Origin of the sequence: Pseudomonas triticifolii (assembly GCF_014358015.1) — a bacterium.
GTDB classification, from domain to species: domain Bacteria; phylum Pseudomonadota; class Gammaproteobacteria; order Pseudomonadales; family Pseudomonadaceae; genus Aquipseudomonas; species Aquipseudomonas triticifolii.
In genome coordinates this window covers 580,308-606,309 of sequence record NZ_JACONV010000001.1, presented here as the reverse complement: position 1 = coordinate 606,309, position 26,002 = coordinate 580,308, and the positions used below count along the sequence as shown (strand labels likewise).

Here is a 26,002-nt window from a genome sequence, read left to right as displayed (position 1 = left end):
AGGGACACATGAATAAATCATTTTACGCTGTACTATTGAGTGGCTCGCTGCTGGTAATGGCAGGGTGCGATCAGATCGAGTCTTCGTCAAAGCATGTGCTGGACAAGGCGGCGGATTCAGCCAAGCAGGCGATCGACGATACGCATCAGGCTGCAACCAAGGCGCTGGACGAGGCCAAGCGGGAACTTTCGGTGCAGGAACCGGCACCAAGCTCCGCTGAATCAGAAAGCAAATCCGGTAAAGAAATCTAACATTCGTTCAACTATTGGCTCAGGCAGGGCAGTGATCTATGGAATACCTATTGGAACTCGCGACCAGTCCAGCCGCCTGGATTGCACTGGCGACGCTGGTCGTGATGGAAGTCGTACTGGGTATCGATAACCTGATCTTCATCTCGATCATCACCAACAAACTGCCGGAACACCAGCGTGAGAAGGCAAGGAAACTGGGCATCGGCATGGCGTTGGTCATGCGCTTGGGCCTGCTCAGCACCGTGGCGTATATCGTCCAGTTGACCGAGCCGGTGTTTGAAATGTTTGGTCAGGCCTTCTCGTGGAAGGACATGATTCTGATCGCCGGTGGCTTGTTCCTGGTCTGGAAAGCGACAACGGAAATCCATCACAGCATGGACGTGAAGACTGAGGAAGAGAAAACCTTGAGCGCCACCGTTGCGTTGACCATGGGTAGCGCGATCGTTCAGATCCTGATGCTGGACCTGGTGTTCTCCATCGACAGCATCATCACTGCTGTTGGCATGACCGAGCACTTGCCGATCATGATCATCGCTGTCGTGAGTGCCGTAGTGGTGATGCTGGTTGCCGCCAACCCGCTGGCGAAGTTCATCAACGACAACCCGACAGTGGTCATGTTGGCGCTGGGCTTCCTGATCATGATCGGTATGACACTGATCGCCGAAGGCTTCGGTGCCCATGTTCCGAAGGGCTACATCTACGCCGCCATGACGTTCTCGGCAGCGATTGAAGGCCTGAACATGCTGGTCCGTAAGGCCAAGCGCAAGAAGGCTGCCCGTCAGGCTTCCACCGTCTGATAGCGCTGCAAAAAACAACGGCCGGCCCGAGCAATCGGGTCGGCCGTTTTACATTTCCAGGTTCAGCCTGCAGGCTGGATCAGGCTTGAGTTTTTCTCAATGAGCCGCAGCTGGGTGAACCTTGGCATGGCTGCTCATAGGCGCGCGAGTCACCGAAGTGGCTACGTCGCTGCGCGGGTGATGGCGGCGGGAAATACGCAGCACTCCCCACAGCATGGCGCACGCCACAGCAAGCCACGAAGCGATCAGCATCACGATTGTCATTTCCAGGCTCATAACTGCCTCCGTCATTCCTGCTTTGTGTTGCATTCTTGATAACTGACAGTCTAGTACTGGGCATGTTTCGATTAATTGACCAATGGCACGCTGGTATGACCGATTCGATCTATCGGCTTTGCCTGACTGTGCCCAAAGGCTATACCGGGCTCCCCGAGGGCTCTATGATCCGCATTCAGTTCGGGTGGTGATTGCTCGATGTCAGTTGAAGTGAGTGAACATGTTGCCGGTATCCAGTCTTGTAAACGCAGTTCGTTCAAAGGGTTTGTTAGTGCTCGCTGTGCTCGTCATGAGCCTGTCGGGATGCGCTTCGATGGTCACACCTCAGATAAAAAGCCTGCCGGATCGCGTCGAGCTCAACTCGGTGCCTTTCTTCCGGGGCAATATCTATCAGAGCGGTCCTGTGGCGCTGGCAACCATGCTGACCCATCAACAGGTGCAGACCACGCCGGGTTTGCTGGATAAACCGTTGCAGCTGCCTGGTGCTGAAGATCGTCTTGAACAGAACATGCCCAGAGTCGCTCGCGAGTACGGTTTTGTGGTGTACCCGCTGGACAGCACGCTGGAATCGCTGCTCACTCAGGTCTCGGCGGGCTATCCCGTGATGTTGCGTTTCTCCCAAGGCTCTGCCTTCTGGAAGGAGCCGCGTTATGGCGTGCTGGTCGGCTACAACCGGGTCAAGGAGACCGTATTGCTGCAGGCAGGCATGGACCGGCGTTACGTCATGAGCTTCAGCAGTTTTGTTGCTGCATGGAAGCATGCAGGAGGCTGGGCGGTGCTGATTCAGTCGCCTCGGCAGCTGCCTGCCCAGGTGGACTCGCAGCGCTGGCTGAAGGCGGCCGCCGATTTGTCTCAGGCCGGGCAGGAGCAGGCGGCAGGTGAGGCGACCCGAACACTGAGCCGCGGCGTTAAATGAAATAGACACTGATAACGAAAACGGCGCCCTGTAGGCGCCGTTTTCACGAAGGGGTCAAAAACCCAGCTTGTCTCGCAGGCTGTAATACCACGCGCCCAATGCCGTCATCGGCGTGCGCAACAGTTGTCCACCCGGGAAAGGGTAGTGCGGCAGGTCGGCGAAGGCGTCGAACCGCTCGGCCTGGCCCCTCAGCGCTTCGGCCAGCACTTTGCCCGCCAGGTGGGTATAGGTTACGCCGTGTCCGCTGCAGCCCTGTGAGTAGTAGATGTTGTCTCCCAGTCGTCCGACCTGAGGCAGACGAGACAGTGTGAGCAGGAAGTTGCCGGTCCATGCGTAATCGATCTTCACGTCCTTGAGCTGCGGGAATGCCTTGAGCATTTTCGGCCGAATGATGGCTTCGATGTTGGCCGGGTCACGCGCGCCATACACCACGCCGCCCCCGAAGATCAGCCGGTTGTCGGCGCTGAGGCGGTAGTAGTCCAGCAGGTAATTGCAGTCTTCGACGCAGTAATCCTGCGGCAGCAAGGTTCTGGCGAGCGTTTCACTCAACGGCTCGGTGGTAATCACCTGGGTGCCGCAAGGCATGGACTTGGCAGCCAGTTCCGGTACCAGATTGCCGAGGTAGGCATTGCCCGCCACGATAATGAATTTTGCGCGAACCTTGCCTTGAGCGGTATGCACCACCGGGCTTGCGCCTCGCTCGATGCGGATTGCAGCTGACTGCTCGTAAATAGTCCCGCCGAGCGTTTCGACGGCAGCCGCTTCACCGAGGGCCAGATTGAGCGGATGGATATGGCCGCCGCTCATGTCCAGCAAACCGCCGATATACTGGTCGCAGGCCACAACTTCATTGATGCGTCGCTGGTCCATCAGCTCCAGTTGAGTATGCCCATAGCGCTCCCACAAGCGTTTTTGCGCTTCAAGGTGAGCCATTTGCTTGCCAGTAAGTGCTGCAAACACGCCGCCGTCTTTCAAGTCGCACTGGATGCCGTAGCGCGAGACACGGTCGCGGATGATCGCTGCGCCTTCGAATGCCATGTGCCCCAACAACTGAGCCTGTTTCGGGCCGACCGTGCGCTCGATGACATCAATGTCGCGGCTGTAACTGTTGACGATCTGCCCGCCATTACGGCCGGAGGCGCCGAAGCCAACCTTCGCGGCTTCCAGAACGGTGACCTTGAAGCCATTCTCCAGCAGAAACAGAGCGCTCGACAGTCCGGTGTACCCGGCACCGATGATGCACACATCAGTCTCCACCTCACCTTGCAGCGCAGGACGTTCGGGCACTGAATTGGCTGACGCAGCGTAGTAGGACTGCGGATAGGGCGTGTTGGCCATCCTGAGACTCCGTTTAATATTCTTGACGATTGCGCCGATCCTACCCGAGATAATGATCCTCTGCTAGCGTCGGGGAAAAAGACTTGTCCCTCCTTGCCATACAAAAAACATGTTAATTCATAGGGTTAGCGATAAAAACAGATTGACATGAATGTCAAAGCCGGTAGGATGCACACCCACAGCAGGCACGTAGCTCAGTTGGTTAGAGCACCACCTTGACATGGTGGGGGTCGTTGGTTCGAGTCCAATCGCGCCTACCAGACAAAATCCGCTCTGCTGGGCGGTAGAAAAAAGGCGACCCGAAAGGGCCGCCTTTTTTCGTTTCAGGGATCGAATCCTGAGCAGTCAAATAATTCGCATATTCAGAGAGTTACTGTCAAAAAAGCGATTGACACGTATCTGAATATCCGTAAAATGCCGACCCACAGCAGGCACGTAGCTCAGTTGGTTAGAGCACCACCTTGACATGGTGGGGGTCGTTGGTTCGAGTCCAATCGCGCCTACCAAACAAAATCCGCTCTGCTGGGCGGTATGAAAAGGGTGATCCGAAAGGATCACCCTTTTTTCGTTTGCCGTTTAAAAAACTGTCAGTTTCGCAGGCGTACGCAAAACGCACGCTTGCAGTAAAGGGCGTTCAGCTTTTTCTGGCGAAGGACTTGACGATACTGCGGGTCGCAGTGCTGGTCTTGAGGTCTGTCACGTTTTTTGGCGCGAGCCATTTGCAGGCCGCTATTTCGTTTTGCGGCGAGGGTTCGCTGGCATCGGGCACCAGGGTCATGAACACATAGTGCGTCACGCGATCCTTTTCATATTCGGCAAGGTAGCGCAACTCCAGGTTCTTCAGACCTGTCTCTTCGCAAAGCTCACGAATCGCCGCCTGAAAGGGCGTTTCTCCGGCTTCGATCTTGCCGCCTGGCAGCGCCCATTTGGATTTCGGTTTGCGCACGTAGAGGATCTGGCCGTCTCGCTCGCAGATGATTGTGGCTCGTTGTTTCATATTCCGTTCACCTGTTAAGCGTCCTTCACCCTGAGTATCTGCAAGGACTTCGTGAACTTGAGACCGGTGTGTTGTGGTGAGTAGTCACCAAAATGTAATAAAAAGTTCATAAGTTCGCTAAAGCACATTCAGTGCCAGATAGAAAACATCGAACCTTGCTATCAAAGATGGAGGGGGATGCCCCGCACCGCCATACGCTCCAATGACTTCTGTTAGGTCCTTTCGTCGTTGCCAGCGAGCATTTTTCGGCCGTCCCTCGGGGTTGTGAGAAAGGTCATTGCTTTCTCTCTCCTGCGAGCATGACGCCTCCAGCGGCGCCGACGGGTTTAGCCCATTTGCTGTATTTCAACCGAACGACGATTTCGCGCCCCAAAAAAGTGCGTGTCAATGGCGTGGCGACGGCAAGGGACGCGCTATTTGACGAAAGGTTTTCGTACAGTCGCCTGCGCTTCTTTTATGAACATGCGGATTTCGGGCAGGCTTTATCCGAGCCTGCCCGATGGGGGAGGGCGACGGTCAGGCCGCAGAGCTTTCTTGCTTGAGGGTTGCCATGTCGATCACGAAACGGTACTTCACGTCACCTTTGAGCATGCGCTCGTAGGCTTCATTAATGTCTTGCATGGCGATCATTTCGATGTCCGACACGATCCCGTGTCTGGCACAGAAATCGAGCATTTCCTGAGTCTCGGCGATACCGCCGATCAAGGAGCCTGCCAGGCTGCGACGTTTGAAAATCAGGTTGAATACTGCAGGCGAAGGGTGGGGTTCGGCAGGGGCGCCCACCAGCGTCATGGTGCCATCGCGTTTCAGCAGCGCTAGAAACGCATCCAGGTCGTGAGGGGCGGCAACGGTATTGAGGATGAAATCGAGGCTGTTGGCGTGCGCGGCCATCTCATCAGGATCCTTGGACACCACGACTTCGTCGGCCCCCAGACGCAGACCGTCTTCGCGCTTGCTCGGCGATGTGGTGAACAGCACCACGTGAGCGCCCATCGCGTGAGCGATCTTCACACCCATGTGGCCCAGACCGCCCAGGCCCACAATGCCCACTTTCTTGCCGGGACCGACTTTCCAGTGATTCAGGGGGGAATAGGTGGTGATACCTGCACAAAGAAGCGGTGCAACGGCTGCCAGATTGTCACTGTGCGAAATGCGCAGCACGAATTTTTCTTTGACGACAATGGAGTCCGAGTAGCCTCCGAAGGTGTTTTCGCCGCCGAAAACCGGCCCGTTGTAGGTGCCCGTGAAACCTTGTTCGCAATATTGCTCTTCGCCTTCAGAGCATGATGCACACTGCTGGCAGCTGTCGACCATGCAGCCAACGCCCGCCAGGTCGCCCACCTTGAACTGCGTGACGCCCGAGCCGACGGCGGTCACCCGGCCAACGATCTCGTGCCCTGGAACTGACGGGTAAAGGGTGTTGTGCCACTCGTTGCGCGCGGTGTGCAGGTCGGAATGGCAGACCCCACAAAAAAGAATGTCGATCTGTACGTCCTCGGCACCGGGTGTGCGGCGCTCGAAGCTGTAGGGCTTGAGGGCGTCTTTGGACGTCTGCGCTGCGTAGCTGTAGGTCTTGGTCATTGCAATCACCTGTAGGTCGTCAGTGGCGAATGAAGTGCAGGCCAGCATAGACGTGAACCTGGAACGCTGCCTGCGTTGCGAATAGTGTCTGACAGGTTATCGCGCTGGTTAGTGCCTGAGCCATTCGTTATCGCCTCAATGCTACGTGGCGTAAGGAACACAGGTACAATCCTTGCATTGCAATCTGCACAGTGATGCCATGGCGCGCTTGCCTCCTGTGGTCAGCGGCGTCAACTTTATTCGCCATGTGTTTCCGGATTTCGTTTTCATGACAGTAGCCCCCTCGGTTTCCTGCTTGCGTCAGCCGATCAGCCTGGCCGAATCGGGCGACGTTTCGATCAACAGACTTGACCGGTTTTCCAATCATGCGGCCATTGAAGCGCTGCTGGGCGCGGCGTTTGCCCGAATGCCTCAGACGGCGTGGGCGGTGTACATCGTAGGCGAACAAAAGCATCTATTGGCGCAGGGCGCGGGTCAGTTCGATTGGCCTGACGCCATCGATCTCGACCTGTTCGAAGCGTTCTGCGCGGCTCGGCAGGTGTTTCGATGGGTAACGGGCAATGGCGAGGAGGTCCTGGGCTGGCTTTTGGCTCCCCTGAGCGAGACGAGCAACCCGCATCTTGCAGACCTGTCTGTCAGGCTCGGCCTGTTGTTGCAGGGCGCGGCCTTGATCAGGGCGCAGATCACCCAGCGCGCGCTGTACGAGATCAGTTTGCTGGCCAGCTCCACCCGTGACAGGGGCGCGTTCCTGGAAGGGACCCATCAACAACTCGCCACACTGATCGATGCCGAAAACTTCTATCTGGCGCTTTACGACAGCCAGAGCGGCAAGATCACCTACCCGTATTACATTGACCGGTTCGACGACGAGGCCATGCAGCCGGAGACCTTCGAGTACCTGGATCGGTCCGACATTTCCATGACCGGTCACGTATTGCTTCACGGACAACCGTTGTTTATCGACGCTGCCGGGATCGAGCAGGCGCATGCACAGGGACGTTTCACCTGTAAGGGACGTCGCCCGGAATTCTGGATGGGGGCGCCACTGAAGAATGCGTCTGACGAAGTGTTTGGCATGGTTGCCATGCAGGTCTACGACCTTTCCAGGGTTTACAGTACTCAGGACCGGGCATTGTTTTCAGCCGTTTCCGGGCATGTGGCAATGGCCATGGACAGGCTGCTGCATCGCGCCGACCTTGAACAGACCGTCTTGTTGCGCACTCAACAATTGTCGGCCGTCAACCATGCCTTGCGTCAGGAAGTGGCGGAACGCGAGCGCGGCGAGCATCTGCAGAGCGCGCTGTTTCAGATCGCCGAGCTGTCAAGTCGCCAGGGGGACATGAATGAGCTGTTCCAGAGCCTGCATACCATTGTTGGCGAACTGCTGGTAGCGCTCAATTTTTACATTGCGCTCTACGACGACTCCACTGGGGAAGTCACCTTTCCTTATTACGTGGATGAGCGCCTGACCAGACCGCCCGCCTCACGCCGTGGTCAGCGAGGGTTTACCGAGTATGTGATTCGACAGCGCCGCCCTTGCCTGATTGACGAGGAAGATGCCCGCAAGCTTGAGGTTGAACGGGAAATCGAGGTGCAGAACCGGTCCAATCGCTCGACGTCCTGGCTGGGAATACCGTTGTTCGAAGACGAAAAGGTCAGGGGGGTTCTGGCTGTACAGAGCTACTCGAAAAATGTCAGTTACACCTTGCGTGATCAGGAGTTGCTGACGTTCGTATCGCGCCATATCGACACTGCTCTGTCGCGTAGAAGCGCTGCGCAGGCCATCCATATGGCCAATGTGCAACTCGAGGCGCGGGTTCGTGATCGCACGCGAGAGCTGGATCTGGTCAATGCGCGGCTCCAGCATGAGAACGCCCATGACTCATTGACAGGGTTGCCCAATCGCAGCCACCTGCAGCGGCAACTGGATGCCTCGTGGCGGAGTTTTTGCGAGCGGGCACGGCCGCTGATCGTCATGTTCATCGACCTGGACCGGTTCAAGATTGTCAACGACAGCCTGGGGCATCACTGCGGGGATCTGTTGTTGATCCAGGCGGCGCGCCGGTTGCGCGGCTGTCTGCGCGATGGCGACCTGCTGGCTCGTCTGGGGGGAGACGAATTTGCGATACTGGCCATGGGCGCTTCGCTGGAAGTGGGGACGGGTATCGCGCAGCGCATCCTGACGGCCTTCGAATCGCCGTTTGTAGTGGATGACCAGACCGTCTTCACCTCGTGCAGCATTGGCATCGTGGGCGCCGATAGACGCTTTCACCAAGAGCCTGCCGACTTGTTGCGCGATGCCGACACTGCGATGTATCGGGCCAAAAACGGCGGGCGTGACAGCTTTGTCGTGTTCAACAAGGCGCTGCGTCGTGAAGTCTCCGATCAGATCGAGCAGGAAGTGGCGTTGCGCAAGGCGCTCAAGCGCAGCGACCAGTTGATCCCTTACTTCCAGCCCATCAAATGCCTGAATACAGGCCGGCTGCTCGCGCTGGAGGCGTTGATTCGCTGGAAGCTGCCCGACGGAAAGGTGGTTGTGCCCGCAAGCTTCCTGCCTGCGCTGGAGGGTTTGCGTCTGATCGGCCGTCTGGATCTGTATATGCTCAGGGCGGTCATCGCCGTTCTTGCCGACCCTGACAACGCCCGCTTGCCGCCGGTGCATGTGAATTGCTCCAGCTACAGCATCACCCGACCGACTTTCGCCTGCGAAGTGCTGGCGATGCTGGCCGAGCGCGATGTGTCGCCGACCAGACTGTGCCTGGAACTCACCGAAGGTGCGCTTGTGGCGGATCCCGACCAGGCGCGTCTGTCCATGAAGCAGTTGGCTGATCAGGGCATGACGGTGGTTCTGGATGATTTCGGCTCCGGGTTCTCTTCCCTCAGCTATGTGCATCAATACCACTTCAGCGGCCTGAAGATCGACAAGTCGTTCATCTTTGAGCTGACGACCAGCGCGCGCAGTCGCGCCATTGTCAGGGCCATCCTGCGCATGGCCGAGTCATTGGGCCTGAGTGTGGTGGCCGAAGGCGTTGAAGATCACGAAACCCTGCTGGCCCTGCGGGAAATGGGGGCCGGGCAGGCCCAAGGCTATTACTTCGCACAGGCCATGCCGCTGGAGGATTTGCGGATTGATGCGGCATGAATCTCTCAACCGTGCGGCAACCGCTTGCCGCGACGGGCAATTGACGGTGTGCTGCAATCAGGTTTGTAGTCTTTAAGTCGGATTTTATTTATAAAAATCAATGGCTTGTTAAGTTTATGTCTGACTGGCATCCGAATTGCTTTGTTCCTGCGGCATCATGTCATCGGGAGGTGAAAGATGATTATTGGCACAGGTGCGCTTGAACAGCTGGTTTCCCGTGCTGTCGGGCGCAAAAGCGTAGACGAGGTGTCGCAGGACACGTTCGGCGCGGTCAGTGCCGCCGGTCTTGTCAATGGGGCCTTGCCGGTCACATCACAGACCAGCGTCGCGGCTTCGAAAGACGATACACAGGGCAACAATGGCTACGACGAGTCGTTCGCACGAATGATGGTCAATCTCAAGAGTGCCGCTGATACGTCGCTTTCCGAGAAGACTGCCGACCGTGATAACGGGGTTACCGCTTCAGCGGCCAACGCTAGCGCATCGGATACATCGGTGGGTGGGTCGGTCCAGAAGTTTATGGACACGTTGAAGCAGACGGCTGAAGAAAAGGTGCGTGAAAAGCTCACCGGAATCGACCAGCAGCAATACACGGCCATGAGCCCTGAGGACCAACTGGCAATCGACCAGAAAGTCCAGGATGCGCTCAAGGACAAGCAGAACGATGTGGCGGATGACATCAATACGCGCATCCGGGGCATCAAGGCCGGTTTGCTGGCCTTATACCCTGAAAGTCTGCAGTGACGCGTTCGCCAGCAGGCTCGCTTCCACACGGTCCGTGGAAGCGAGCCTGCTGGCGATTTTTTTGCCTGCGAAAAGATGGCTCGGGTTCGAAGAGCAGGCCACAGGTGGTACGAAGCCGTTGCCGTCCAGTCAGGCCAGTTGATTGCGGTACGGCAGATCCGGTCCGACCCGCGTGCAGGTCAGCGCCGCGGCTGAGACGGCAAACGTCAGCATCTCGTTCAACTGTTCCCTGGAAAGGCCTGAGAGTGCTTGCGGCGTGTCCAGTTTGCGCTCGCTGAGAAACGTCAGCAGTGCGGCCTGAAACGTATCGCCAGCGCCGACGGTATCGGCGGTCACCACGCTTTTTGCAGGCACAGACCACGTCCCGTGTTCACGGGTAAAGATACTTGCGCCTTGCGTGCCGCGGGTGACGATCACCAAGTGCGTATGGTGGTTCAGCCAGCCCTCGGCAATCTGCTGCGGTTCGCGGTCGGGATACAGCAGGTGCAAGTCTTCATCACTGACCTTGATCAAGTGCGCGTGCTCGGCGAATGCCGCGATCTGCGTACGCCAGCGCTGGATGTCCGGCGCAGGATTGAGACGCACATTGGGGTCCAGCGAGATCAGGCGATTGCCACTCTCCCGCGTGACGAGGGCCAGCAGCGTATCGGCGATTGGCTGCACCACCAGCGAGAATGAGCCTACGTGAATGCCGCGAACCCTGTCATCCAGTGCTGGCAGGTGCTCCTGGCGTAATTGACGGTCCGCGCAGCCATCACCGCGAAAACTGTAGGTAGGGGAGCCGTCGGCTCCGACCGCGACCATGGCCAGCGTGGTCGGCGCGTCGAAATCGATCAGGTGTTCGGTGTCGACAGCTTCATGTTCCAGCACTGCCCGTAAACGACAGCCCAGGTAATCGGTGGAAATGCCCGCGAAAAACGAGGCGTCGGCACCCAGACGACGCAGGCCTATGGCGACGTTGAAGGGCGATCCGCCAGCGATGGCATCAAACCCCAACCTGTTGAGCGAGCCGCCCGTGTCAGCGCGGGTGAAAATATCGAACAATGCTTCGCCGCAAACCAGAAACATAATTGCTCCGTAAAAAGAGTCAGGGTCAAACTGCCTGCAGGTGGTCTTGATAGCGTTGATAGACCTGTTGGTAGGCGTCCACGTTCTGCGCGATCGGGCGTGTTTCGCTATCGGGGTCAAGACTCACACTGCGCTCGCACAGGTCCTGAAGGCTGTCGGGTAGACCGTTGCTTCTGGACCAGCACCAGGCGGCCTGAATCGCTGCGCCCAGCGCTGCGGCCTCGGCATGGCGGGTGCAGATGACGGGCGTGTTCATGATGTCGGCCACAATCTGTCGCCAGATGGCGCTTTTCGACCCTCCGCCGATCAGACGGATACGCTCGCTTTTGATGCCGCTGGCGCGCAGCAAATCCAGCCCGTAGCGCAGGCCGAACGTGGTCCCTTCGACGGCGGCACGACACAGGTTGGCCTGGGTCAGATTGGTACTGTCCAGGCCGAGAATGCTGCCGGTGGCGTCGGGCAGGGCAGGTACACGTTCGCCGTTCAGGAACGGCAGCATCAATACACCCTCGGCCCCGATCGGGGCGCTGGCGAGCGCATCGTTGAAGGTGGCGATGTCCAGCGCAAACAGCGCTCGGATGGCGGAGGTGACGTTGGTCAGGTTCATGGTGCAGATCAGCGGCAACCAGCCGCCGGACGACGAGCAAAATGCCGCCACGGAGCCATGCTCACTGACCGCTGGCTGATCGGAATAGGCATAGACAGTGCCGGATGAACCCAGGCTCATGGTGATCAGGCCTGGCTGGATGTTGCCCGTGCCGATAGCCCCCATCATGTTGTCGCCGCCACCGCTGGACACCAGCGCCTGCGGGTTGAGGCCCAGCAGGCGGGCAATTTCGGGGCGCAACGTGCCGACAGGTTGATCCGCTTCCAGCAATGGCGGCAGTGCTTTTTCAAGGCGGCCGCTGGGGTCAATGTGCGCCAGCACGGGCAGATCCCACGTGCGAGTGCGAATGTTGAAATAACCGGTGCCCGAGGCGTCGCCAAATTCGGTACAGCAACGCCCGGTCAGCCAGTAATTGAGGTAGTCATGGGGCAGCAGGACCTTGTCGATGCGCTCGAACAACTGTGGGTGCTGTTCCAGCGTCCACAGCAGTTTCGAGACGGTGTAGCCCGGAGCGATGACCAGACCAAGGCGCTCCAGCGAGCCTTGTTCGCCGCCCAGATACTCCAGCAGACGCTGGTTTTCGGGCGCGGTTTCGGTGTCGCACCACAGCTTGGCAGGACGCAGCACCTGGCCATGCTCATCGAGCAGTACCAGGCCGTGTTGCTGGCCGGAAATACCGATGCCCTGGACCTGTTGCCCCGAGACCCCGGCCTGCGCCAGTGCTTGCCCGACAGCCTGTTGCAGCGCGTCAAGCCATTGCTGGACGTCCTGTTCGCGACGGCCGTTGTGGTCGCTGATCAGGCTATGAGGAGCCGAGCCTTCGCCCAGCACCTGCCCGTTTTGCGCGTCGAGCACCAGTGCCTTGGTACCTTGTGTGCCGCAATCGATGCCAAGAAACATGACCGTCCCTCAGTGGCGTTGAGCCAAAAGTTTTTCCAGCGTTGCGCTGACGCCCCGTTCACGCAGGTCGGTCAGGTTCTGTTCGAACGCGGCAACGAATGCGGCTGACTGCGCAATGGACAGGCCGAATATCTCCTCGACGGCCAGCAGCCGCTGGGTGATCAGCGCGTCATCGGCGACCAGACTCTGACAGAACTCGGCGCGCGGGTCCGGGATGTCATAGCGCGTACCTTGCTCATCCACGCCCTTGAGGTAAAGCGCCCAGGCGGCAACCACCAGCGATGCGCGCTCAAGTTTGTCCTGATTTGCAATCAGCTGATTGATGGTCGGGATCGTGAATTTGGGAAACTTCGACGAGCCGTCCGAGCAGACACGCTCCAGTTGGTCGGCAATGGCCTGATTGGAAAAGCGCTCGATCAGCGTGTCCTTGTAGCTTTCCAGAACGATGCCTGGCACCGGCGCCAGTTGCGGTGTGACATCAAGGTCCATGTAGGCGCGGATGTAACGCACGAACAACGGATCGTTCATGGTCTCGTGCACGAAGCGATAGCCTTTGAGAAAGCCCAGGTACGTCAGGGCCAGGTGGCTGCCGTTGAGCAGCTTGATCTTCATCTCCTCATAGGGCGTCACGTCGTCGGTGAACTGCACGCCAACCTTTTCCCAGGCGGGCCTGCCGTTGACGAATTTGTCTTCCAGCACCCATTGCACGAAGGGTTCGCAGACCACCGGCCAGGCGTCGTCGATGTGTTTTTCGTCGGCCAGTTTCAAGCGGTGGGCAGAACTGGTCATCGGGGTGATGCGGTCGACCATGGCGTTGGGGAAACTCACATGTTCGGCGATCCAGTTGTGTAGATTGTCATGGCGCTGGACGGCAAAGGCCAATAGAGCCTTGCGGGTCACTGCGCCGTTGTGTGGCAGGTTATCGCAGGACATCAGTGTGAACGCAGGCGTCCCTTCGGCGCGGCGTCTGTCCAGCGCGGCACAGAGAAAACCGAAAACGGTTTTCGGGTTGTTCGGGTTCGCAAGGTCATGCTGGATCTGCGGCAGATGCGTCATGAACTGCCCGTTGCTGTCGTCGATGCAGTAGCCGCCTTCAGTGATGGTCAGAGACACGATACGAATGTCCGGGCTGGCCAGCTTGTCGATCAGTGCCTGTGGGTTGTCCTCGGCCAGCAACATGCCACTGATCGAAGCGATGATGCGGGTTTTGGTATCCGGCGTGTCGCCTAGCTCATAGAGCGTGTACAAATAGTCCTGCTGGGCGAGGGCGTCGTTTACGGCACGGTCTTCGGGGCGCAGCCCGACGCCGCAGATGCTCCAGTCCAGGCCTTCACCAGTGTTCATCAGTGCATCGGTGTAGAACGCCTGATGGGCGCGATGGAACCCACCGACGCCGATGTGAGCGATGCCCTGGCGGGTGTCTGCGGCAGCGTAAGCGGGCACATCGATATCGGTACCCAGGCGCGACAGGTTCTGCTTGTTCAATTTCATGACAACACTCTCCAGGTCTCAAGCGGCGGCTGTTTGCAAGGCTTTGGCGATGACCAGGCCGTCAGCGTCGAACAGGTGGCAGTGGGCACTGTCCAGGTGCAGGCTCAGTGTTTCCCCATACTGGCTGGCCAGATCGCCCCGGATACGCATGGTCAGCGCCTCACCCGAACGCGTGCGCACATGGCAAAAGGTGTCGCTGCCCAGGCGTTCACTGACATCGGCAATGACGTGCAACTGGCAGTCGCTGCTCTGAGCGATGTCCAGGTGTTCGGGGCGGATGCCCAGCGTGACCGGTGCACCGACCACAAGACCTGCACGACTGACCGGCAACGTGATCCGGGTGCCGGCGTCCAGTTCGACGTCGCAGCTGTGATTGTCGATGCGGCTGATCTTGCCTTTGAGAAAGCCCATCTTCGGCGTGCCGAGGAAGCCAGCCACGAACAGGTTGGCCGGATGGTGATACAGGTCCAGCGGCGAGCCGACCTGTTCAACCTTACCGCCGTTGAGCACCACCACCTTGTCCGCCAGGGTCATGGCTTCCACTTGGTCGTGGGTCACGTAAATCATGGTCGCCTGCAGCTCTTTGTGCAGCCGCGACAGCTCCAGACGGGTCTGCACGCGCAGCGCAGCGTCGAGGTTGGACAGCGGCTCGTCGAACAGGAAAATTTTCGGGTTGCGCACAATGGCGCGGCCAATGGCGACGCGCTGACGCTGACCGCCGGAAAGCTGCTTGGGCTTGCGCTCCAGCAGTGGGCCCAGCTCCAGAATGCGCGCCGCTTCATCCACTTTTTTCTTGATGTCGGCCTTGTTGCCGCCTGCCAGGTCCAGCGCGAACGAGAGGTTCTTGCCGACCGTCATGTGCGGGTACAGCGCGTAGGTCTGAAACACCATCGCCAGGTCGCGCTTGGCTGGCGTGACCTGGGTGATGTCGCGGCCATCGAGTTCGATGGTGCCGGACGTCACTTCTTCAAGCCCTGCGATCAGCCGCAGCAGGGTGGACTTGCCACAGCCCGAAGGGCCGACGAAAACCACGAATTCACGGTCTTTCACGTCAAGATCGATACCCTTGATGATCTGGTGACCGTCGAAGCCTTTTTGCAGATTTCTGATGCTGAGGTTAGCCATGAGGGGCTCCTTTTTATTCTGTGGGCCGGGGCTATTTGACGGCGCCGAACGAAAGACCGCGAACCAGCTGTTTCTGGCTGATCCACCCGAAAATCAGGATGGGGGCGCACGCAAGGGTCGAAACGGCTGACAGCTTGGCCCAGAACAAGCCTTCGGGGCTTGAGTAGGAGGCGATCAGCGCGGTGAGCGGCGCAGCAGTGGACGAGGTGAGGTTCAGGGACCAGAACGCTTCGTTCCAGCACAGGATCAGCGACAGCAGCGCGGTCGACGCCAGGCCGCCTTTGCAGATGGGCATCAGCACGCGGAAGATCTCCTGACGTGTGCTGGCGCCGTCGAGTCGCGAGGCTTCGAGGATTTCGCCGGGAATATCCTTGAAGTAGGTGTAAATCATCCAGACCACAATCGGCAGGTTGATCAGCGTATAGATGATGATCAGCGCCAGGCGCGAGTCCAGCAGGCCGAACGTCTTGGCCAGCAGGTAGATCGGCATCAGCACGCCCACGGGCGGCAGCATCTTGGTCGAAAGCATCCACAGCAGGGTGCCACGCGTGCGTTTGGTCTCGAAGAACGCCATCGAATAGGCCGCAGGAATGGCCACCAGCATGCTCAGTATCGTTGCGCTGAAGGAGATCAACACCGAGTTCCAGGCGAAATGGAAGTAGTCGCTGCGTTCCTGAATGTGCAGGTAGTTTTCCAGTGTCGGCGTGAAAAACAGCTGCGGCGGCGTGGCGAACGCGTCGATCTCGGTCTTGAAGCTGGTCAGCACCATCCAGAAGATCGGGAAAAAGATCAGCGCGGCAATGAGCCAGGACAAGGTCCCGAGCAGCAGGCTTTGCAGGCGGCGTGATTGTTTGAGCGTCATCATGGCAAGGTCCTCATGACTTGTCGGTGAGGTTTTTGCCGATCATCCGGATCAGGACGATCGCTGCGATGTTGGCGATGACCACGGCGATCAGCCCGCCCGCAGACGCCATGCCGACGTCGAACTGCAGCAGTGCCTGGATGTAGATCAGGTAGGCCAGGTTGGTCGAGGCAAAGCCCGGACCGCCATTGGTGGTGGTGAAGATTTCGGCGAACACCGACAGCAGGAAGATGGTTTCGATCATCACCACGACCGCAATCGGGCGTGCCAGGTGCGGCAGGGTCAGGTGCCAGAAGATCGCGATCGGGCCTGCGCCATCGAGGCGCGCCGCTTCCTTCTGCTCCTGGTCCAGTGACTGCATGGCGGTCATCAGAATCAGGATGGCGAACGGCAGCCACTGCCAGGACACGATGATAATGATCGACAGCATCGGGTAGTGCGCGAACCAGTCGATGGGCTCGGCCCCGAAGAATTTCCACACCGCCGCCAATACGCCGGACACCGGATGGAAAATCAGGTTCTTCCAGATCAGCGCACTGACCGTAGGCATGATGAAAAAGGGTGAGATCAACAGCACCCGCACAATGCCTCGGCCGAAGAACTCACTGGCTTCCAGCAGCGCCGAGATCAGTACGCCGAGAATCACGCTAATGGCCAGCACACTGCCCACCAGCAGCAGGGTGTTGCCTGCGCCGGGGAGAAAACCGCTGTCGGTGACGAAGTACTCGAAGTTCTCAAGGCCGACGAATTCGTTGTCGCCGGGTGACAGCAGGTTATAGCGGATCAGCGAGAAGTAAATGGTCATGCCCAGCGGCACGATCATCCAGACCAGCAGCAGGGCAACGGATGGGCTGACCAGAAACCAGCCCGGTTTGAAACGACGGCTTTTGATCGGGGGCAGTTCGCCGGACGAATCCGTACGATCAGAAATGGCTGAGGTTTTCATGGGGGCTCTCACCGGATATCACAGTGTCTGAGGGCAAGAGCGGGAAACACGCGTTTCCCGCTCCGCAGCACGCGGTTACTTCTTCGGGTAACCCGCGCGCTTCATGTCCCGCTCGGTGGCGGTCTGAGCGGTTTTCAATGCGTTGTCCACTGTGCTCTGGCCGATGAGAGCGGCCGAAAACTGCTGGCCCACGCTGGTGCCGATGGCCTGGAACTCAGGAATCGTGACCAACTGGATGCCCACATAAGGGACAGGTTTAAGGGTGGGCGACTTGGGCGTCACGGCCTTGAGTGACTCCAGAGTGATGTTGGCGAACGGCGCTGCCTTCTTGTATTCATCGCTGTACGTCGAGGCGCGGGTGCCTGGCGGCACGTTGGACACGCCATCCTTCTGCGCCACCAGCGCGGCATACTCTTTGGACGTGGCCCATTGTGTGAACTCGGCAGCGTCCTTGGCATTCTTGGCACTGTTCGGGATCGCCAAAGCCCAGGAGTAGAGCCAGGCCGAGCCTTTGTCGGTGACTTCATGCGGGGCATAGGTGAAGCCGACGTTATCTGCCACCTTGCTCTGAGTCTTGTCGGTCACGAAAGAACCGGCGACGCTGGCGTCCACCCAGATCGCGCACTTGCCGCTGTTGAACAGGGCGAGGTTCTCGTTGAAGCCATTGCTGGATGCGCCCGGCGGGCCGGACTGTTTCATGGTGTTGACGTAGAAGTTGAGTGCGTTCTTCCACTCAGGCTGGTCGAACTGCGGTTTCCATTGCTCATCGAACCAGCGTGCGCCGAACGAGTTGGCGACCGTGGTGATCAAAGCCATGTTCTCGCCCCAGCCCGCCTTGCCGCGCAGGCAGATGCCGTACTGTTCCTTGGACTTGTCAGTGAGCTTGCCGGCGAACTCGGCAATCTGTGTCCAGGTCGGGCGTTCTGGCATGGTCAGGCCTGCGTTCTTGAACAGGTCCTTGCGGTAGTAGGTGATCGAGCTCTCTGCGTAGAACGGCAGGGCGAACAGCTTACCCTCCACCGACAGGCCATCGCGCACCGAAGGGAATACGTCATCGAGTTCGTAGCTGGCGGGCAGGTCTTTCATTTCCTGCAACCAGCCCTTGGCGCCCCACAAAGAGGCTTCGTACATGCCGATGGTCAGCACGTCGAACTGACCGCCTTTGGTGGCAATGTCGGTAGTCAGGCGTTGGCGCAGGACGTTTTCTTCGAGCACCACCCAGTTGAGTTTGATATCAGGGTGTTTTTCTTCGAAGGTCTTGGAGAGGCGTTGCATGCGGATCATGTCGCTGTTGTTGACTGTGGCGATAGTCACAGTGCCGGCAGTTGCGGTGCCGCTGAACATGAAGCAGGTGCTGAGGACGGAACTTGCAAGCAGAGCTTTAGCGAAGGTCTTCATTGATCACTCCTCTTCCACGCCCGGAAGGCTGCAGAAGGACGGTTATTGTTTTTGTCTCTTCCGGAGGTAGGAAGATGTGGTCCGATTACACCGGCGTTCGACGCGAAAGACAAATCCTGCACCGCACTCCGACTGATACTTTTTTGCAGTGGGCTTGCAGACGTCGCTGTTACGCAAACGCCTTGTGACAGGCGTTGGCGAAATTTCAGCGTAGACGATGCGTGCGCAGGAGGGGTGAATCAGTACAGGTTTTGCTCGGTCAGGCGCTGGACGGCCAGACGACGGTAGTGCGAAGGGGTCATGCCTTTGAGCTGCTGAAAGCGTCGGTTGAAGTTGGAAATGTTATTGAAACCGGACTCGAAGCACACGTCGGTCACGGGCTTGTCGCCATCGGCCAGCAGTTCGCAGGATTTGCTGATGCGCAGGCGGTTGACGAACTCGACAAAGCAGCGACCGGTGGCCTGTTTGAATACTCTGGAGAAGTAAGTGGGCTTCATGCCCAGATAGTCGGCCACTTCTTCAAGTGGCAATTCACGGCTGTAGTTGGCGAAGATGTAATCCACCGCCCGGTTGGTTCGATCGACACTGTGCTCGTCAGCGGTGTGGGTGACGGCCGTGCCGGACAGCAATTGGTAGTCGTCGCTGGCGGCGAGTAATTCCAGAAGAATGAAAAAGTGGCCCAGCCGGGTGATGCCGCTGGAGTCGGCGATGCGCTGCATCAGCTTCATGGCCTGGCGAATCGTACGCTTACAGCGAAATTCGATGCCGTACTGTGCACGTTCCAGCAAGGGTGCCAGCGTTCGCAGTTCGGCGAACACCTGATTGCCGCTTTCGAGCAGTTCATCGGTGAAGTTCACCAGCATGTCGCGCTTGGGCACGACTTCGTTTTCATCGATCTGGCTGATCCAGTTGTGCGGCAGGTTGGGGCCGGTCAGAAAAAGGCTGGCCGGGTGGAAGTTACCGATGTAATCGCCCACAAAGACCTTGCCGGAGCTGGCAACGATCAGATGCAGTTCGTATTCCTTGTGAAAGTGCCAACGTACCAGCGGACAGGGGAAGCCGTGTTCGCGATAGATGATGGACAGGCCGTTGTGGTCGTCCATCAACTCGTAGGAAGGGTCCGCAATTCTTGTTGTTTTGCTCATGGCGTGGCCGTTTGCAGTGGTTGCCAGGGCGTTAATGTGCATCATTTTCCGAATCATTGCCCGACCGAAACCGAAAAAACCCTTAGGATCAGGTACTGATCATGGCGACAGCCGGGAGTGCGTTGACGATGAAACAGATTCTTCTCATCGGGATGGGTGCCGGTGATCCCGAGCAGATCACGATCCAGGCCATCAATGCGCTGAACCGGGCGAGCGTGGTGTTCATCCTCGACAAAGGCTACATCGATGATGACCTGCTGCAGCTTCGCAATGCGGTGTGTCGGCGCTACATCCAGCATGATGAGTATCGGCTGGTGCAAGTGCAGGATCCTCGGCGCGAGGATGATCCGGGCCTTTACGAACGCGGAGTCGAGCACTGGCATGAGCAGCGCGCGGTACTGTTTGAACGGTTGATGAGCGAGGAGCTGGGGGTGGACGAGGTCGGCGCATTCCTGGTTTGGGGTGATCCGGCACTGTACGACAGCACAATGCGTATTCTGGACCGGGTTTCGACGCGGGGCAGGGAAGTCTTCGACTATCAGGTGATTCCCGGCATCACCAGCGTGCAGGCACTGGTCGCCAGGCACCGCATACCGCTGAACCGGATCGGCGAGCCTGTGCTGATCACCACCGGACGCCGCTTGGCGGCAAGCCCGGACGCCGGCCCGGACAACGCGGTGGTGATGCTGGACGCCCACTGCACGTTCGAGCGCTTTGTCGGCAAGGGGCTGGACATCTACTGGGGGGCTTATCTGGGCACCCCGGACGAGATACTGGTGTCAGGCAGGCTCGATGACGTGTACGAACACATCAAGCAACTGCGCGCCGAAGCGCGTGAGCGCAAGGGCTGGGTGATGGACACCTATCTGTTGCGCAGACCGGTCTAGCACCGATCACACCGTGCGATTCTTCGCCTCGATCCACTGCGCCATGTATTTAGTGCTCTTGTGATGGTGGTGTCGAAGCATGGCGCCGGTGAAGTTGGCCAGCCGATGGCTGTTCAGATGCTGGCGTAACGTTTCGATGCGCTCCATCAGGCTGGCGCAGTGTTGCGGGTGCAGGTATCGGTCGTTCAAGAGCGCCCAGCCTGCCTTCTGCGCATCGGCCCACAGCGTCCGGTCGCGATAGAGACGAACTGCGGCCTCGGCGATCCCGGCGGTGTCACGGGCGATCAGGCCTGGCCACGGCAGTGCGCCGCTCATCGCTTCGGCGCCCACCGGCGTAGTGACCGAGGGCGTGCCGCACAGCATGGCGTCAATGAGCTTGCCTTTGATGCCCGCGCCAAACCGCAAGGGCGCAAGGCAGACTCGAGCCTGGGACATGACCTGCAAGGCGTCTTCGGCCCAGTTCATGACATGGAACCCTTGCGCCGCGTTGTGCAAGGCGGTGGCTTTGGGCGGCGTGTAGGCACCGTAGATATGCAACTGGGCGTCCGGCAGCTTTCGGCGAATCAGTGGCCAGAGCGTGGTCTTCATCCACAGCACCGCGTCCCAGTTGGGCGCGTGGCGAAAATTGCCGATGCTGAGGAAGTGCGCGCGTTCATCGAACGGCGGTGCCTGTTCGACGGGCGCGTCCATCATCAGGGGGCACCAATGCAGCAGCGATGAAGGCAGACCGAACACGCCGGTCAGCAACTCGATCTCCACGTCGGAGGTCATCAGGCTCAGGTCGCATCGGTACAGCGACGCAATCTCGCGCTGCGCAAGATCGTTGGCCGCCATGCGATTGAACAGCACTTCGGCTGAATGCTCAGGAATGCTGTGCGGATCGCCAGACTGGCCCTCATTCTCCAGCTGCTCCTTCAGCAGTTGGTGGCGCGCGTGGCGCAGGCTCTGCAAGTCCGAGGTTTCCAGGATGCGCAGGGCGTTGGGACAGTGCTGCTCGACACGCCAGCCGAACTGTTCCTCAATCATGAACTGATCGAACAGCACGACATCGGGCTGCAGCTCGCTCACGAAGGTGTCGAAGCTGCTGTTATTAAGCTCGATGCGGACTTCATCGATGCCCAGCCCGATCAGGTCGGCCCGGTGTTCGCCCTCGGTCGCAGGACTGGCGAACGTGATCTGCCAGCCATGCTCCAGAAAGCAACGGATCAGTTGCATCACATGCCCGCTGGCTGCCGAAGAGCGAGGCTCTGGCCAGACGTAGCCGATAATCAGCAGCCGGGTCATGTGTGGTGTGTGGTCAGTGCCGGTCGGGATATCAGTGCGGGTCAAGAATGCTCTTCACTTTGTCGCGCAGGTCATCGATGGAGAAGGGCTTGCCAATCGAATGCATGCCTTGAGGCACATCGATGTTTTCCGAATAACCGCTGGCGAACAGCACAGGGATTTGCGGGTAAAGTCCTCGCACAATTTTTGCCAGTTCGGAACCCTTCATGTCAGGCAGACCCTGATCCGTCATCAACAGGTTGACCTGGTGTTCGGCGTCGTACTCGGTTTTCAGAACGGCGAGTGCCTTCTCCGCGTCTTCGGCTTCGAGGACCTTGTATTCCAGCTCTTCGAGCACGTCGACGATCAGCATGCGCACGATGGCGTCATCCTCGACCACAAGAATGGTGCTGGTTGCGTCCGGCATGGTTGACTCCTTAAAGCCTGAAAATAATGTTGGTACAAACGGCGCAGATCCGTCGCGCCTGACCGGTCACCGCGAGGTTCGGGACGTCGTGATGACCGCTTTTGCTACAGTCCCTGTATCAGTAAATAAAATCCACTCGGAAGTTCAATCTATCGCCGTTCTTCGCCGATTAGCATAGCAAGCCTTGGGCGAAGGGCCATGCTGGCAGATATATCGGAGCTTATCGCCGATTTATGTGTGAAATTTCAATCCTATATGTGAGAAATGAGAGTCTTTTTTACCGCTTTACGGCAAACTCTACGGTTTTGATCCAATCGTCAGGGATTATTCATGAATCGGACGTCTGTCGTCGATGAACAGCGCTTTCGCAAACTGCTGGGGCGTAACGTCGGTCTGCCTCTGGGAGTCGGCGTATTAAGTGCGGTTTTCTTCATTCTGTTGATCAGCTATCTGTTGTCGGCCATTCAATGGGTTGAACACACCGATCGGGTCATCAACAACACCAATCGCTCTATGAAGCTTTCCATCGACATGGAAACCGGCATGCGTGGTTTTCTGTTGACCGGCGATCAGCATTTTCTTGACCCTTATGAAGTCGCCAAGCCTCTGCTTACGGCAGAGCTGCAAGGGCTCAAGGTGCTGGTGGATGACAATCCGACCCAACTGGATCGATTCAGACGGTTGCTGACCCTGCAGGAAGAGTGGAATACCTTTGCCCAGGAAATGATTACGCTGCGCCGAACGAATGGCGACTTTCAGACACCCGTGCTGGCCGGGCAAGGCAAGCGCATCACCGACCAGATTCGTACCGAATACGATCAGGCTGTCGAGATGGAACAGCAGTTGCGCCTGACGCGCAATGCCGAGGTCACGCGCAGCACCGTCCTGTCCGTCACCCTTTACCTGATTTTCGTGATTGTTGTGAGTGGCATTCTGGCCTGGATCGGTCGTCGCGATCTGATGGCGCTGTCTGACGCCTACAGCGAAAACCTCCGACAGCAGGAAATCAACGCCGAGCGCCTTCAGAAAGTCGCTTGGCTGCGCAACGGTCAGAGCGAATTGGCCGAGCAGGTTCTCGGGCAACTGACCCTGAACATGCTGGGGCGCAATATTCTGCAGTTCCTTGCCCGTTATCTGGGGGCGTCGGTGGCAGCGGTTTACGTGCGTCAGGAGCATGGCGGCCTGACCCGTGTGGCTTCCTACGGTTTTTCCCGCGAGCAGGAAGAGCGTGGGCAGACCATTCACAGCGACGAAGGCATTGTCGGGCAGGCTGCGCGACAGGACCGTGTGATCAGCCTGAACGATGTGCCTGTCGACTATTTCAAGGTCAGCTCAGGTCTTGGCGACGGTTCGCCACGCAGCGTGATCGTTGTGCCGACCAGCAACGACGATCAGGTCAACGGCGTGATCGAACTGGGTTTTCTGCACGCACTGACCGAGCAGGACGTTGAATTCCTCGAATTGATTTCCGACAACGTTGGCACCTCTATCGAGGCCGCGCGCTATCGTCAACGTCTGCAGGAAGTGCTGGCCGAAACCCAACAGCTCAATGAAGAGTTGCAGGTGCAGCAAGAAGAGCTGCGCACGGCCAACGAAGAGCTTGAAGAGCAGTCGCGGATTCTCAAGGAGTCCCAGGCGCACCTGGAAACTCAGCAGGCTGAACTGGAGCAGACCAACGAACAGTTGTCTGAGCAGAGTCAGGCGCTGGAAGACCAGCGTGACGCGCTGGATCGCAACAACGAAGAGCTGAATCGGGCGCAGGTCGAATTGCAGGCGCGGGCTGACGAACTGCAACGCTCCAGCAAGTACAAGTCAGAGTTTCTGGCCAATATGTCCCATGAGCTGCGTACGCCGCTCAACAGCTCGTTGATTCTGGCCAAACTGCTGGCCGAAAACCCGACCGAGAACCTGACCGCCGAACAGGTCAAGTTTGCCGAGTCGATCTACTCGGCCGGCAATGACCTGTTGAACCTGATCAACGACATTCTGGACATCTCCAAGGTTGAAGCCGGCAAGCTGGAAGTACGCCCGGAAAACAGCAGTGTGTCGCGCCTGGTGGATGGCTTGCGGAACATGTTCCAGCCGTTGGCCACCGAGAAGCGTCTTGAGTTCACGGTCGAAATGCAGGCCGGTGCGCCGACGATGCTGTTCACGGACCGCCAGCGACTGGAGCAGATTCTCAAGAACCTGCTGTCCAACGCCATCAAGTTCACCGAGGCAGGGGCGGTCAGCATGATCGTTTCGCGTCAGCCGGGCGCCGGGATTGCGTTTACGGTGCGTGATTCAGGCATCGGGATTGCCGAGGAACATCAACAGAGCATTTTCGAGGCGTTCCGTCAGGCCGACGGCACCACCAACCGCCGCTACGGCGGCACCGGGCTGGGCCTGTCGATTTCCCGTGACCTTGCCGCGCTGCTGGGTGGCTCGATCAGCGTCACCAGTGCGCCGGGGCAGGGCAGCATTTTTACTCTGGTATTGCCGGAGCAGTACATCGAGCAGGCAGTCGACTATCAGATTGCAAGCACTGCGCCGGTGGTATCGTCACCGGTGCCTGCGCTGCCGGTCATTGCCCGGCCTGTGATCGAGCCAACGGCCGAGCGCGATGAGACGATCCCGGTGTTCGACGATGATCGTGAAAAAGCGCCGTTCGACAAACGCTGCATTCTGGTCATTGAGGATGAGGTCCGTTTCGCGCAGATCCTGTTCGATCTGGCGCACGAGCTGGGCTATTACTGTCTGGTGGCCCACGCGGCCGACGATGGTTTCAATCTGGCTGCACGCTTTACCCCGGATGCGATCCTTCTGGACATGCGTCTGCCGGACCACTCGGGTCTGACGGTGCTGCAACGCCTCAAGGAACTGGCGCCCACCCGGCACATTCCCGTGCATGTGATTTCCGTCGAAGATCGTCAGGAAGCCGCGTTGCACATGGGCGCGATCGGCTATGCCGTCAAGCCCACGACACGTGAAGAACTCAAAGACGTGTTCGCCAAGCTGGAAGCCAAGCTGACCCAGAAGGTCAAGCGCATCCTGCTGGTGGAAGACGACGCCTTGCAGCGCGACAGCATTGCGCGCCTGATCGGTGATGATGACATCGAGATCACCGCAGTGGGCTTTGCGCAGGAGGCGCTGGATCTGCTGCGCGACACTATCTATGACTGCATGATCATCGACCTCAAGCTGCCGGATATGCTGGGTGGCGAACTGCTCAAGCGCATGGCCACCGAGGAAATCTGTTCGTTCCCGCCGGTCATTGTTTACACCGGTCGCAACATGACCCGCGATGAAGAAACCGAGCTGATGAAGTATTCACGCTCAATCATCATCAAGGGCGCGCGTTCGCCGGAGCGTCTGCTTGATGAAGTGACGCTGTTCCTGCACAAGGTCGAATCCCAGCTCTCCAATGAGCGCCAGAAGATGCTCAAGACCGCCCGTAGCCGCGACAAGGTGTTCGAGGCGCGCAAGATTCTGGTGGTCGATGACGATGTGCGTAATATCTTTGCCCTCACCAGTGCGCTGGAGCATAAAGGTGCTGTGGTCGAAATCGCGCGCAACGGTTTTGAGGCGATCGCGAAACTCAATGAAGTTGAAGACATTGACCTGGTGTTGATGGACGTGATGATGCCGGAGATGGATGGCTATGAAGCGACCATCGAGATCCGCAAGGACCCTCGCTGGCGCAAGCTGCCGATCATTGCTGTCACGGCCAAGGCCATGAAAGATGACCAGGAGCGTTGCCTGCAGGCAGGCTCCAACGACTACCTGGCCAAGCCTATCGATCTGGACCGCTTGTTCTCGTTGATTCGTGTGTGGCTACCTAAAATGGAACGTATCTGAATGA

The 26,002-nt window shown here is 58.4% G+C and carries 21 protein-coding genes and 2 tRNA genes; 9 read left to right on the top strand and 14 right to left on the bottom strand.

All coding sequences use genetic code 11. From position 1 onward, the window contains the following. Positions 1-8 precede the first annotated feature (8 nt). Both H8S56_RS02495 and H8S56_RS02490 read left to right on the top strand, forming a co-directional pair. Positions 9-251, top strand: coding sequence for a hypothetical protein (locus H8S56_RS02495; protein WP_187517770.1), 243 nt, complete (start codon positions 9-11; stop codon positions 249-251). Positions 252-289: 38 nt separating this feature from the next. Then, positions 290-1,048, top strand: coding sequence for a TerC family protein (locus tag H8S56_RS02490; protein WP_024694657.1), 759 nt, complete (start codon positions 290-292; stop codon positions 1,046-1,048). Between the two features lie 96 nt (positions 1,049-1,144). Here the strand turns inward: H8S56_RS02490 and H8S56_RS02485 are convergent, their stop codons facing one another. Next, entirely contained in the window at positions 1,145-1,324 is a 180-nt protein-coding gene (locus H8S56_RS02485) for a hypothetical protein (protein ID WP_024694658.1), read from the bottom strand. 289 nt (positions 1,325-1,613) lie between these two features. Here H8S56_RS02485 and H8S56_RS02480 point away from each other — a divergent pair, with 289 nt between their 5' ends. Continuing rightward, positions 1,614-2,240, top strand: a complete 627-nt coding sequence (locus H8S56_RS02480) for a peptidase C39 family protein (protein ID WP_235986729.1) — start codon at positions 1,614-1,616, stop codon at positions 2,238-2,240. A 54-nt stretch (positions 2,241-2,294) separates the two neighbouring features. Here the strand turns inward: H8S56_RS02480 and H8S56_RS02475 are convergent, their stop codons facing one another. Next, the gene (locus H8S56_RS02475) at positions 2,295-3,578 is read right to left on the bottom strand and encodes an NAD(P)/FAD-dependent oxidoreductase (RefSeq protein WP_024689350.1); all 1,284 of its coding nucleotides are present in this window, start codon (positions 3,576-3,578) and stop codon (positions 2,295-2,297) included. Between the two features lie 183 nt (positions 3,579-3,761). On the opposite strand from H8S56_RS02475, the gene H8S56_RS02470 reads away from it, so the two are divergent. Further along, a tRNA-Val gene (locus H8S56_RS02470) sits at positions 3,762-3,838 on the top strand. Positions 3,839-4,007: 169 nt separating this feature from the next. After that, positions 4,008-4,084, top strand: a tRNA-Val gene (locus H8S56_RS02465). Between the two features lie 128 nt (positions 4,085-4,212). Here H8S56_RS02465 and H8S56_RS02460 read toward each other — a convergent pair. Both H8S56_RS02460 and H8S56_RS02455 read right to left on the bottom strand, forming a co-directional pair. Further along, entirely contained in the window at positions 4,213-4,575 is a 363-nt protein-coding gene (locus H8S56_RS02460; RefSeq protein WP_024694661.1) for an NUDIX hydrolase, read from the bottom strand. 516 nt (positions 4,576-5,091) lie between these two features. Beyond that, positions 5,092-6,156 carry an NAD(P)-dependent alcohol dehydrogenase gene (locus tag H8S56_RS02455; protein WP_187517768.1) on the bottom strand — a complete coding sequence of 355 codons (1,065 nt, stop codon included), beginning with the start codon at positions 6,154-6,156 and terminating at the stop codon, positions 5,092-5,094. Positions 6,157-6,424: 268 nt separating this feature from the next. Here H8S56_RS02455 and H8S56_RS02450 point away from each other — a divergent pair, with 268 nt between their 5' ends. Together H8S56_RS02450 and H8S56_RS02445 are read left to right on the top strand one after the other, a co-directional pair. After that, positions 6,425-9,298: a sensor domain-containing phosphodiesterase gene (locus tag H8S56_RS02450; protein WP_187517767.1), complete on the top strand. Its 2,874-nt coding sequence runs from the start codon at positions 6,425-6,427 to the stop codon at positions 9,296-9,298. A gap of 177 nt (positions 9,299-9,475) precedes the next feature. Beyond that, on the top strand, positions 9,476-10,042 hold the full coding sequence (locus tag H8S56_RS02445) for a hypothetical protein (protein WP_187517766.1): 567 nt from the start codon (positions 9,476-9,478) through the stop codon (positions 10,040-10,042). A 129-nt stretch (positions 10,043-10,171) separates the two neighbouring features. On the opposite strand, the gene H8S56_RS02440 is transcribed toward H8S56_RS02445, so the two are convergent. The 8 genes from H8S56_RS02440 to H8S56_RS02405 all read right to left on the bottom strand — a co-directional run bounded on the left by H8S56_RS02440 (position 10,172) and on the right by H8S56_RS02405 (position 19,584). Further along, the gene (locus tag H8S56_RS02440; protein WP_187517765.1) at positions 10,172-11,110 is read right to left on the bottom strand and encodes a carbohydrate kinase family protein; all 939 of its coding nucleotides are present in this window, start codon (positions 11,108-11,110) and stop codon (positions 10,172-10,174) included. A gap of 25 nt (positions 11,111-11,135) precedes the next feature. Beyond that, the gene (xylB, locus tag H8S56_RS02435) at positions 11,136-12,617 is read right to left on the bottom strand and encodes a xylulokinase (protein ID WP_187517764.1); all 1,482 of its coding nucleotides are present in this window, start codon (positions 12,615-12,617) and stop codon (positions 11,136-11,138) included. 9 nt (positions 12,618-12,626) lie between these two features. Further along, positions 12,627-14,108, bottom strand: coding sequence for a mannitol dehydrogenase family protein (locus tag H8S56_RS02430; RefSeq protein ID WP_187517763.1), 1,482 nt, complete (start codon positions 14,106-14,108; stop codon positions 12,627-12,629). Positions 14,109-14,126: 18 nt separating this feature from the next. Continuing rightward, positions 14,127-15,233, bottom strand: coding sequence for an ABC transporter ATP-binding protein (locus H8S56_RS02425; protein ID WP_187517762.1), 1,107 nt, complete (start codon positions 15,231-15,233; stop codon positions 14,127-14,129). Positions 15,234-15,264: 31 nt separating this feature from the next. Then, complete coding sequence (locus H8S56_RS02420; RefSeq protein ID WP_024684819.1) at positions 15,265-16,098, bottom strand: carbohydrate ABC transporter permease; 834 nt, start codon at positions 16,096-16,098, stop codon at positions 15,265-15,267. Positions 16,099-16,108: 10 nt separating this feature from the next. Next, positions 16,109-17,041: a carbohydrate ABC transporter permease gene (locus H8S56_RS02415; protein WP_024684820.1), complete on the bottom strand. Its 933-nt coding sequence runs from the start codon at positions 17,039-17,041 to the stop codon at positions 16,109-16,111. A 75-nt stretch (positions 17,042-17,116) separates the two neighbouring features. Then, positions 17,117-18,439: an ABC transporter substrate-binding protein gene (locus H8S56_RS02410; protein WP_024694665.1), complete on the bottom strand. Its 1,323-nt coding sequence runs from the start codon at positions 18,437-18,439 to the stop codon at positions 17,117-17,119. A gap of 239 nt (positions 18,440-18,678) precedes the next feature. Beyond that, positions 18,679-19,584: an AraC family transcriptional regulator gene (locus H8S56_RS02405; RefSeq protein ID WP_024684822.1), complete on the bottom strand. Its 906-nt coding sequence runs from the start codon at positions 19,582-19,584 to the stop codon at positions 18,679-18,681. 128 nt (positions 19,585-19,712) lie between these two features. Between H8S56_RS02405 and cobF the strand changes: the two genes are divergently transcribed. Beyond that, entirely contained in the window at positions 19,713-20,471 is a 759-nt protein-coding gene (gene cobF / locus H8S56_RS02400; protein ID WP_024684823.1) for a precorrin-6A synthase (deacetylating), read from the top strand. 6 nt (positions 20,472-20,477) lie between these two features. On the opposite strand, the gene H8S56_RS02395 is transcribed toward cobF, so the two are convergent. Then, on the bottom strand, positions 20,478-21,755 hold the full coding sequence (locus H8S56_RS02395; RefSeq protein ID WP_187518000.1) for a glycosyltransferase: 1,278 nt from the start codon (positions 21,753-21,755) through the stop codon (positions 20,478-20,480). A 31-nt stretch (positions 21,756-21,786) separates the two neighbouring features. Continuing rightward, positions 21,787-22,161: a response regulator gene (locus H8S56_RS02390; RefSeq protein ID WP_024684825.1), complete on the bottom strand. Its 375-nt coding sequence runs from the start codon at positions 22,159-22,161 to the stop codon at positions 21,787-21,789. A 330-nt stretch (positions 22,162-22,491) separates the two neighbouring features. Between H8S56_RS02390 and H8S56_RS02385 the strand changes: the two genes are divergently transcribed. Further along, positions 22,492-25,998 (top strand): response regulator, encoded by a 3,507-nt coding sequence (locus H8S56_RS02385; protein WP_187517761.1) that lies wholly within the window; start codon positions 22,492-22,494, stop codon positions 25,996-25,998. The last annotated feature ends 4 nt before the right edge of the window (positions 25,999-26,002 follow it).

Coding starts and splice junctions, on each gene's coding strand:
- H8S56_RS02495 (WP_187517770.1), top strand. CDS start 9: ATGAATAAATCATTTTACGCTGTACTATTGAGTGGCTCGCTGCTGGTA.
- H8S56_RS02490 (WP_024694657.1), top strand. CDS start 290: ATGGAATACCTATTGGAACTCGCGACCAGTCCAGCCGCCTGGATTGCA.
- H8S56_RS02485 (WP_024694658.1), bottom strand. CDS start 1,324: ATGAGCCTGGAAATGACAATCGTGATGCTGATCGCTTCGTGGCTTGCT.
- H8S56_RS02480 (WP_235986729.1), top strand. CDS start 1,614: ATGAGCCTGTCGGGATGCGCTTCGATGGTCACACCTCAGATAAAAAGC.
- H8S56_RS02475 (WP_024689350.1), bottom strand. CDS start 3,578: ATGGCCAACACGCCCTATCCGCAGTCCTACTACGCTGCGTCAGCCAAT.
- H8S56_RS02460 (WP_024694661.1), bottom strand. CDS start 4,575: ATGAAACAACGAGCCACAATCATCTGCGAGCGAGACGGCCAGATCCTC.
- H8S56_RS02455 (WP_187517768.1), bottom strand. CDS start 6,156: ATGACCAAGACCTACAGCTACGCAGCGCAGACGTCCAAAGACGCCCTC.
- H8S56_RS02450 (WP_187517767.1), top strand. CDS start 6,425: ATGACAGTAGCCCCCTCGGTTTCCTGCTTGCGTCAGCCGATCAGCCTG.
- H8S56_RS02445 (WP_187517766.1), top strand. CDS start 9,476: ATGATTATTGGCACAGGTGCGCTTGAACAGCTGGTTTCCCGTGCTGTC.
- H8S56_RS02440 (WP_187517765.1), bottom strand. CDS start 11,110: ATGTTTCTGGTTTGCGGCGAAGCATTGTTCGATATTTTCACCCGCGCT.
- xylB (WP_187517764.1), bottom strand. CDS start 12,617: ATGTTTCTTGGCATCGATTGCGGCACACAAGGTACCAAGGCACTGGTG.
- H8S56_RS02430 (WP_187517763.1), bottom strand. CDS start 14,108: ATGAAATTGAACAAGCAGAACCTGTCGCGCCTGGGTACCGATATCGAT.
- H8S56_RS02425 (WP_187517762.1), bottom strand. CDS start 15,233: ATGGCTAACCTCAGCATCAGAAATCTGCAAAAAGGCTTCGACGGTCAC.
- H8S56_RS02420 (WP_024684819.1), bottom strand. CDS start 16,098: ATGATGACGCTCAAACAATCACGCCGCCTGCAAAGCCTGCTGCTCGGG.
- H8S56_RS02415 (WP_024684820.1), bottom strand. CDS start 17,041: ATGAAAACCTCAGCCATTTCTGATCGTACGGATTCGTCCGGCGAACTG.
- H8S56_RS02410 (WP_024694665.1), bottom strand. CDS start 18,439: ATGAAGACCTTCGCTAAAGCTCTGCTTGCAAGTTCCGTCCTCAGCACC.
- H8S56_RS02405 (WP_024684822.1), bottom strand. CDS start 19,584: ATGAGCAAAACAACAAGAATTGCGGACCCTTCCTACGAGTTGATGGAC.
- cobF (WP_024684823.1), top strand. CDS start 19,713: ATGAAACAGATTCTTCTCATCGGGATGGGTGCCGGTGATCCCGAGCAG.
- H8S56_RS02395 (WP_187518000.1), bottom strand. CDS start 21,755: ATGACCCGGCTGCTGATTATCGGCTACGTCTGGCCAGAGCCTCGCTCT.
- H8S56_RS02390 (WP_024684825.1), bottom strand. CDS start 22,161: ATGCCGGACGCAACCAGCACCATTCTTGTGGTCGAGGATGACGCCATC.
- H8S56_RS02385 (WP_187517761.1), top strand. CDS start 22,492: ATGAATCGGACGTCTGTCGTCGATGAACAGCGCTTTCGCAAACTGCTG.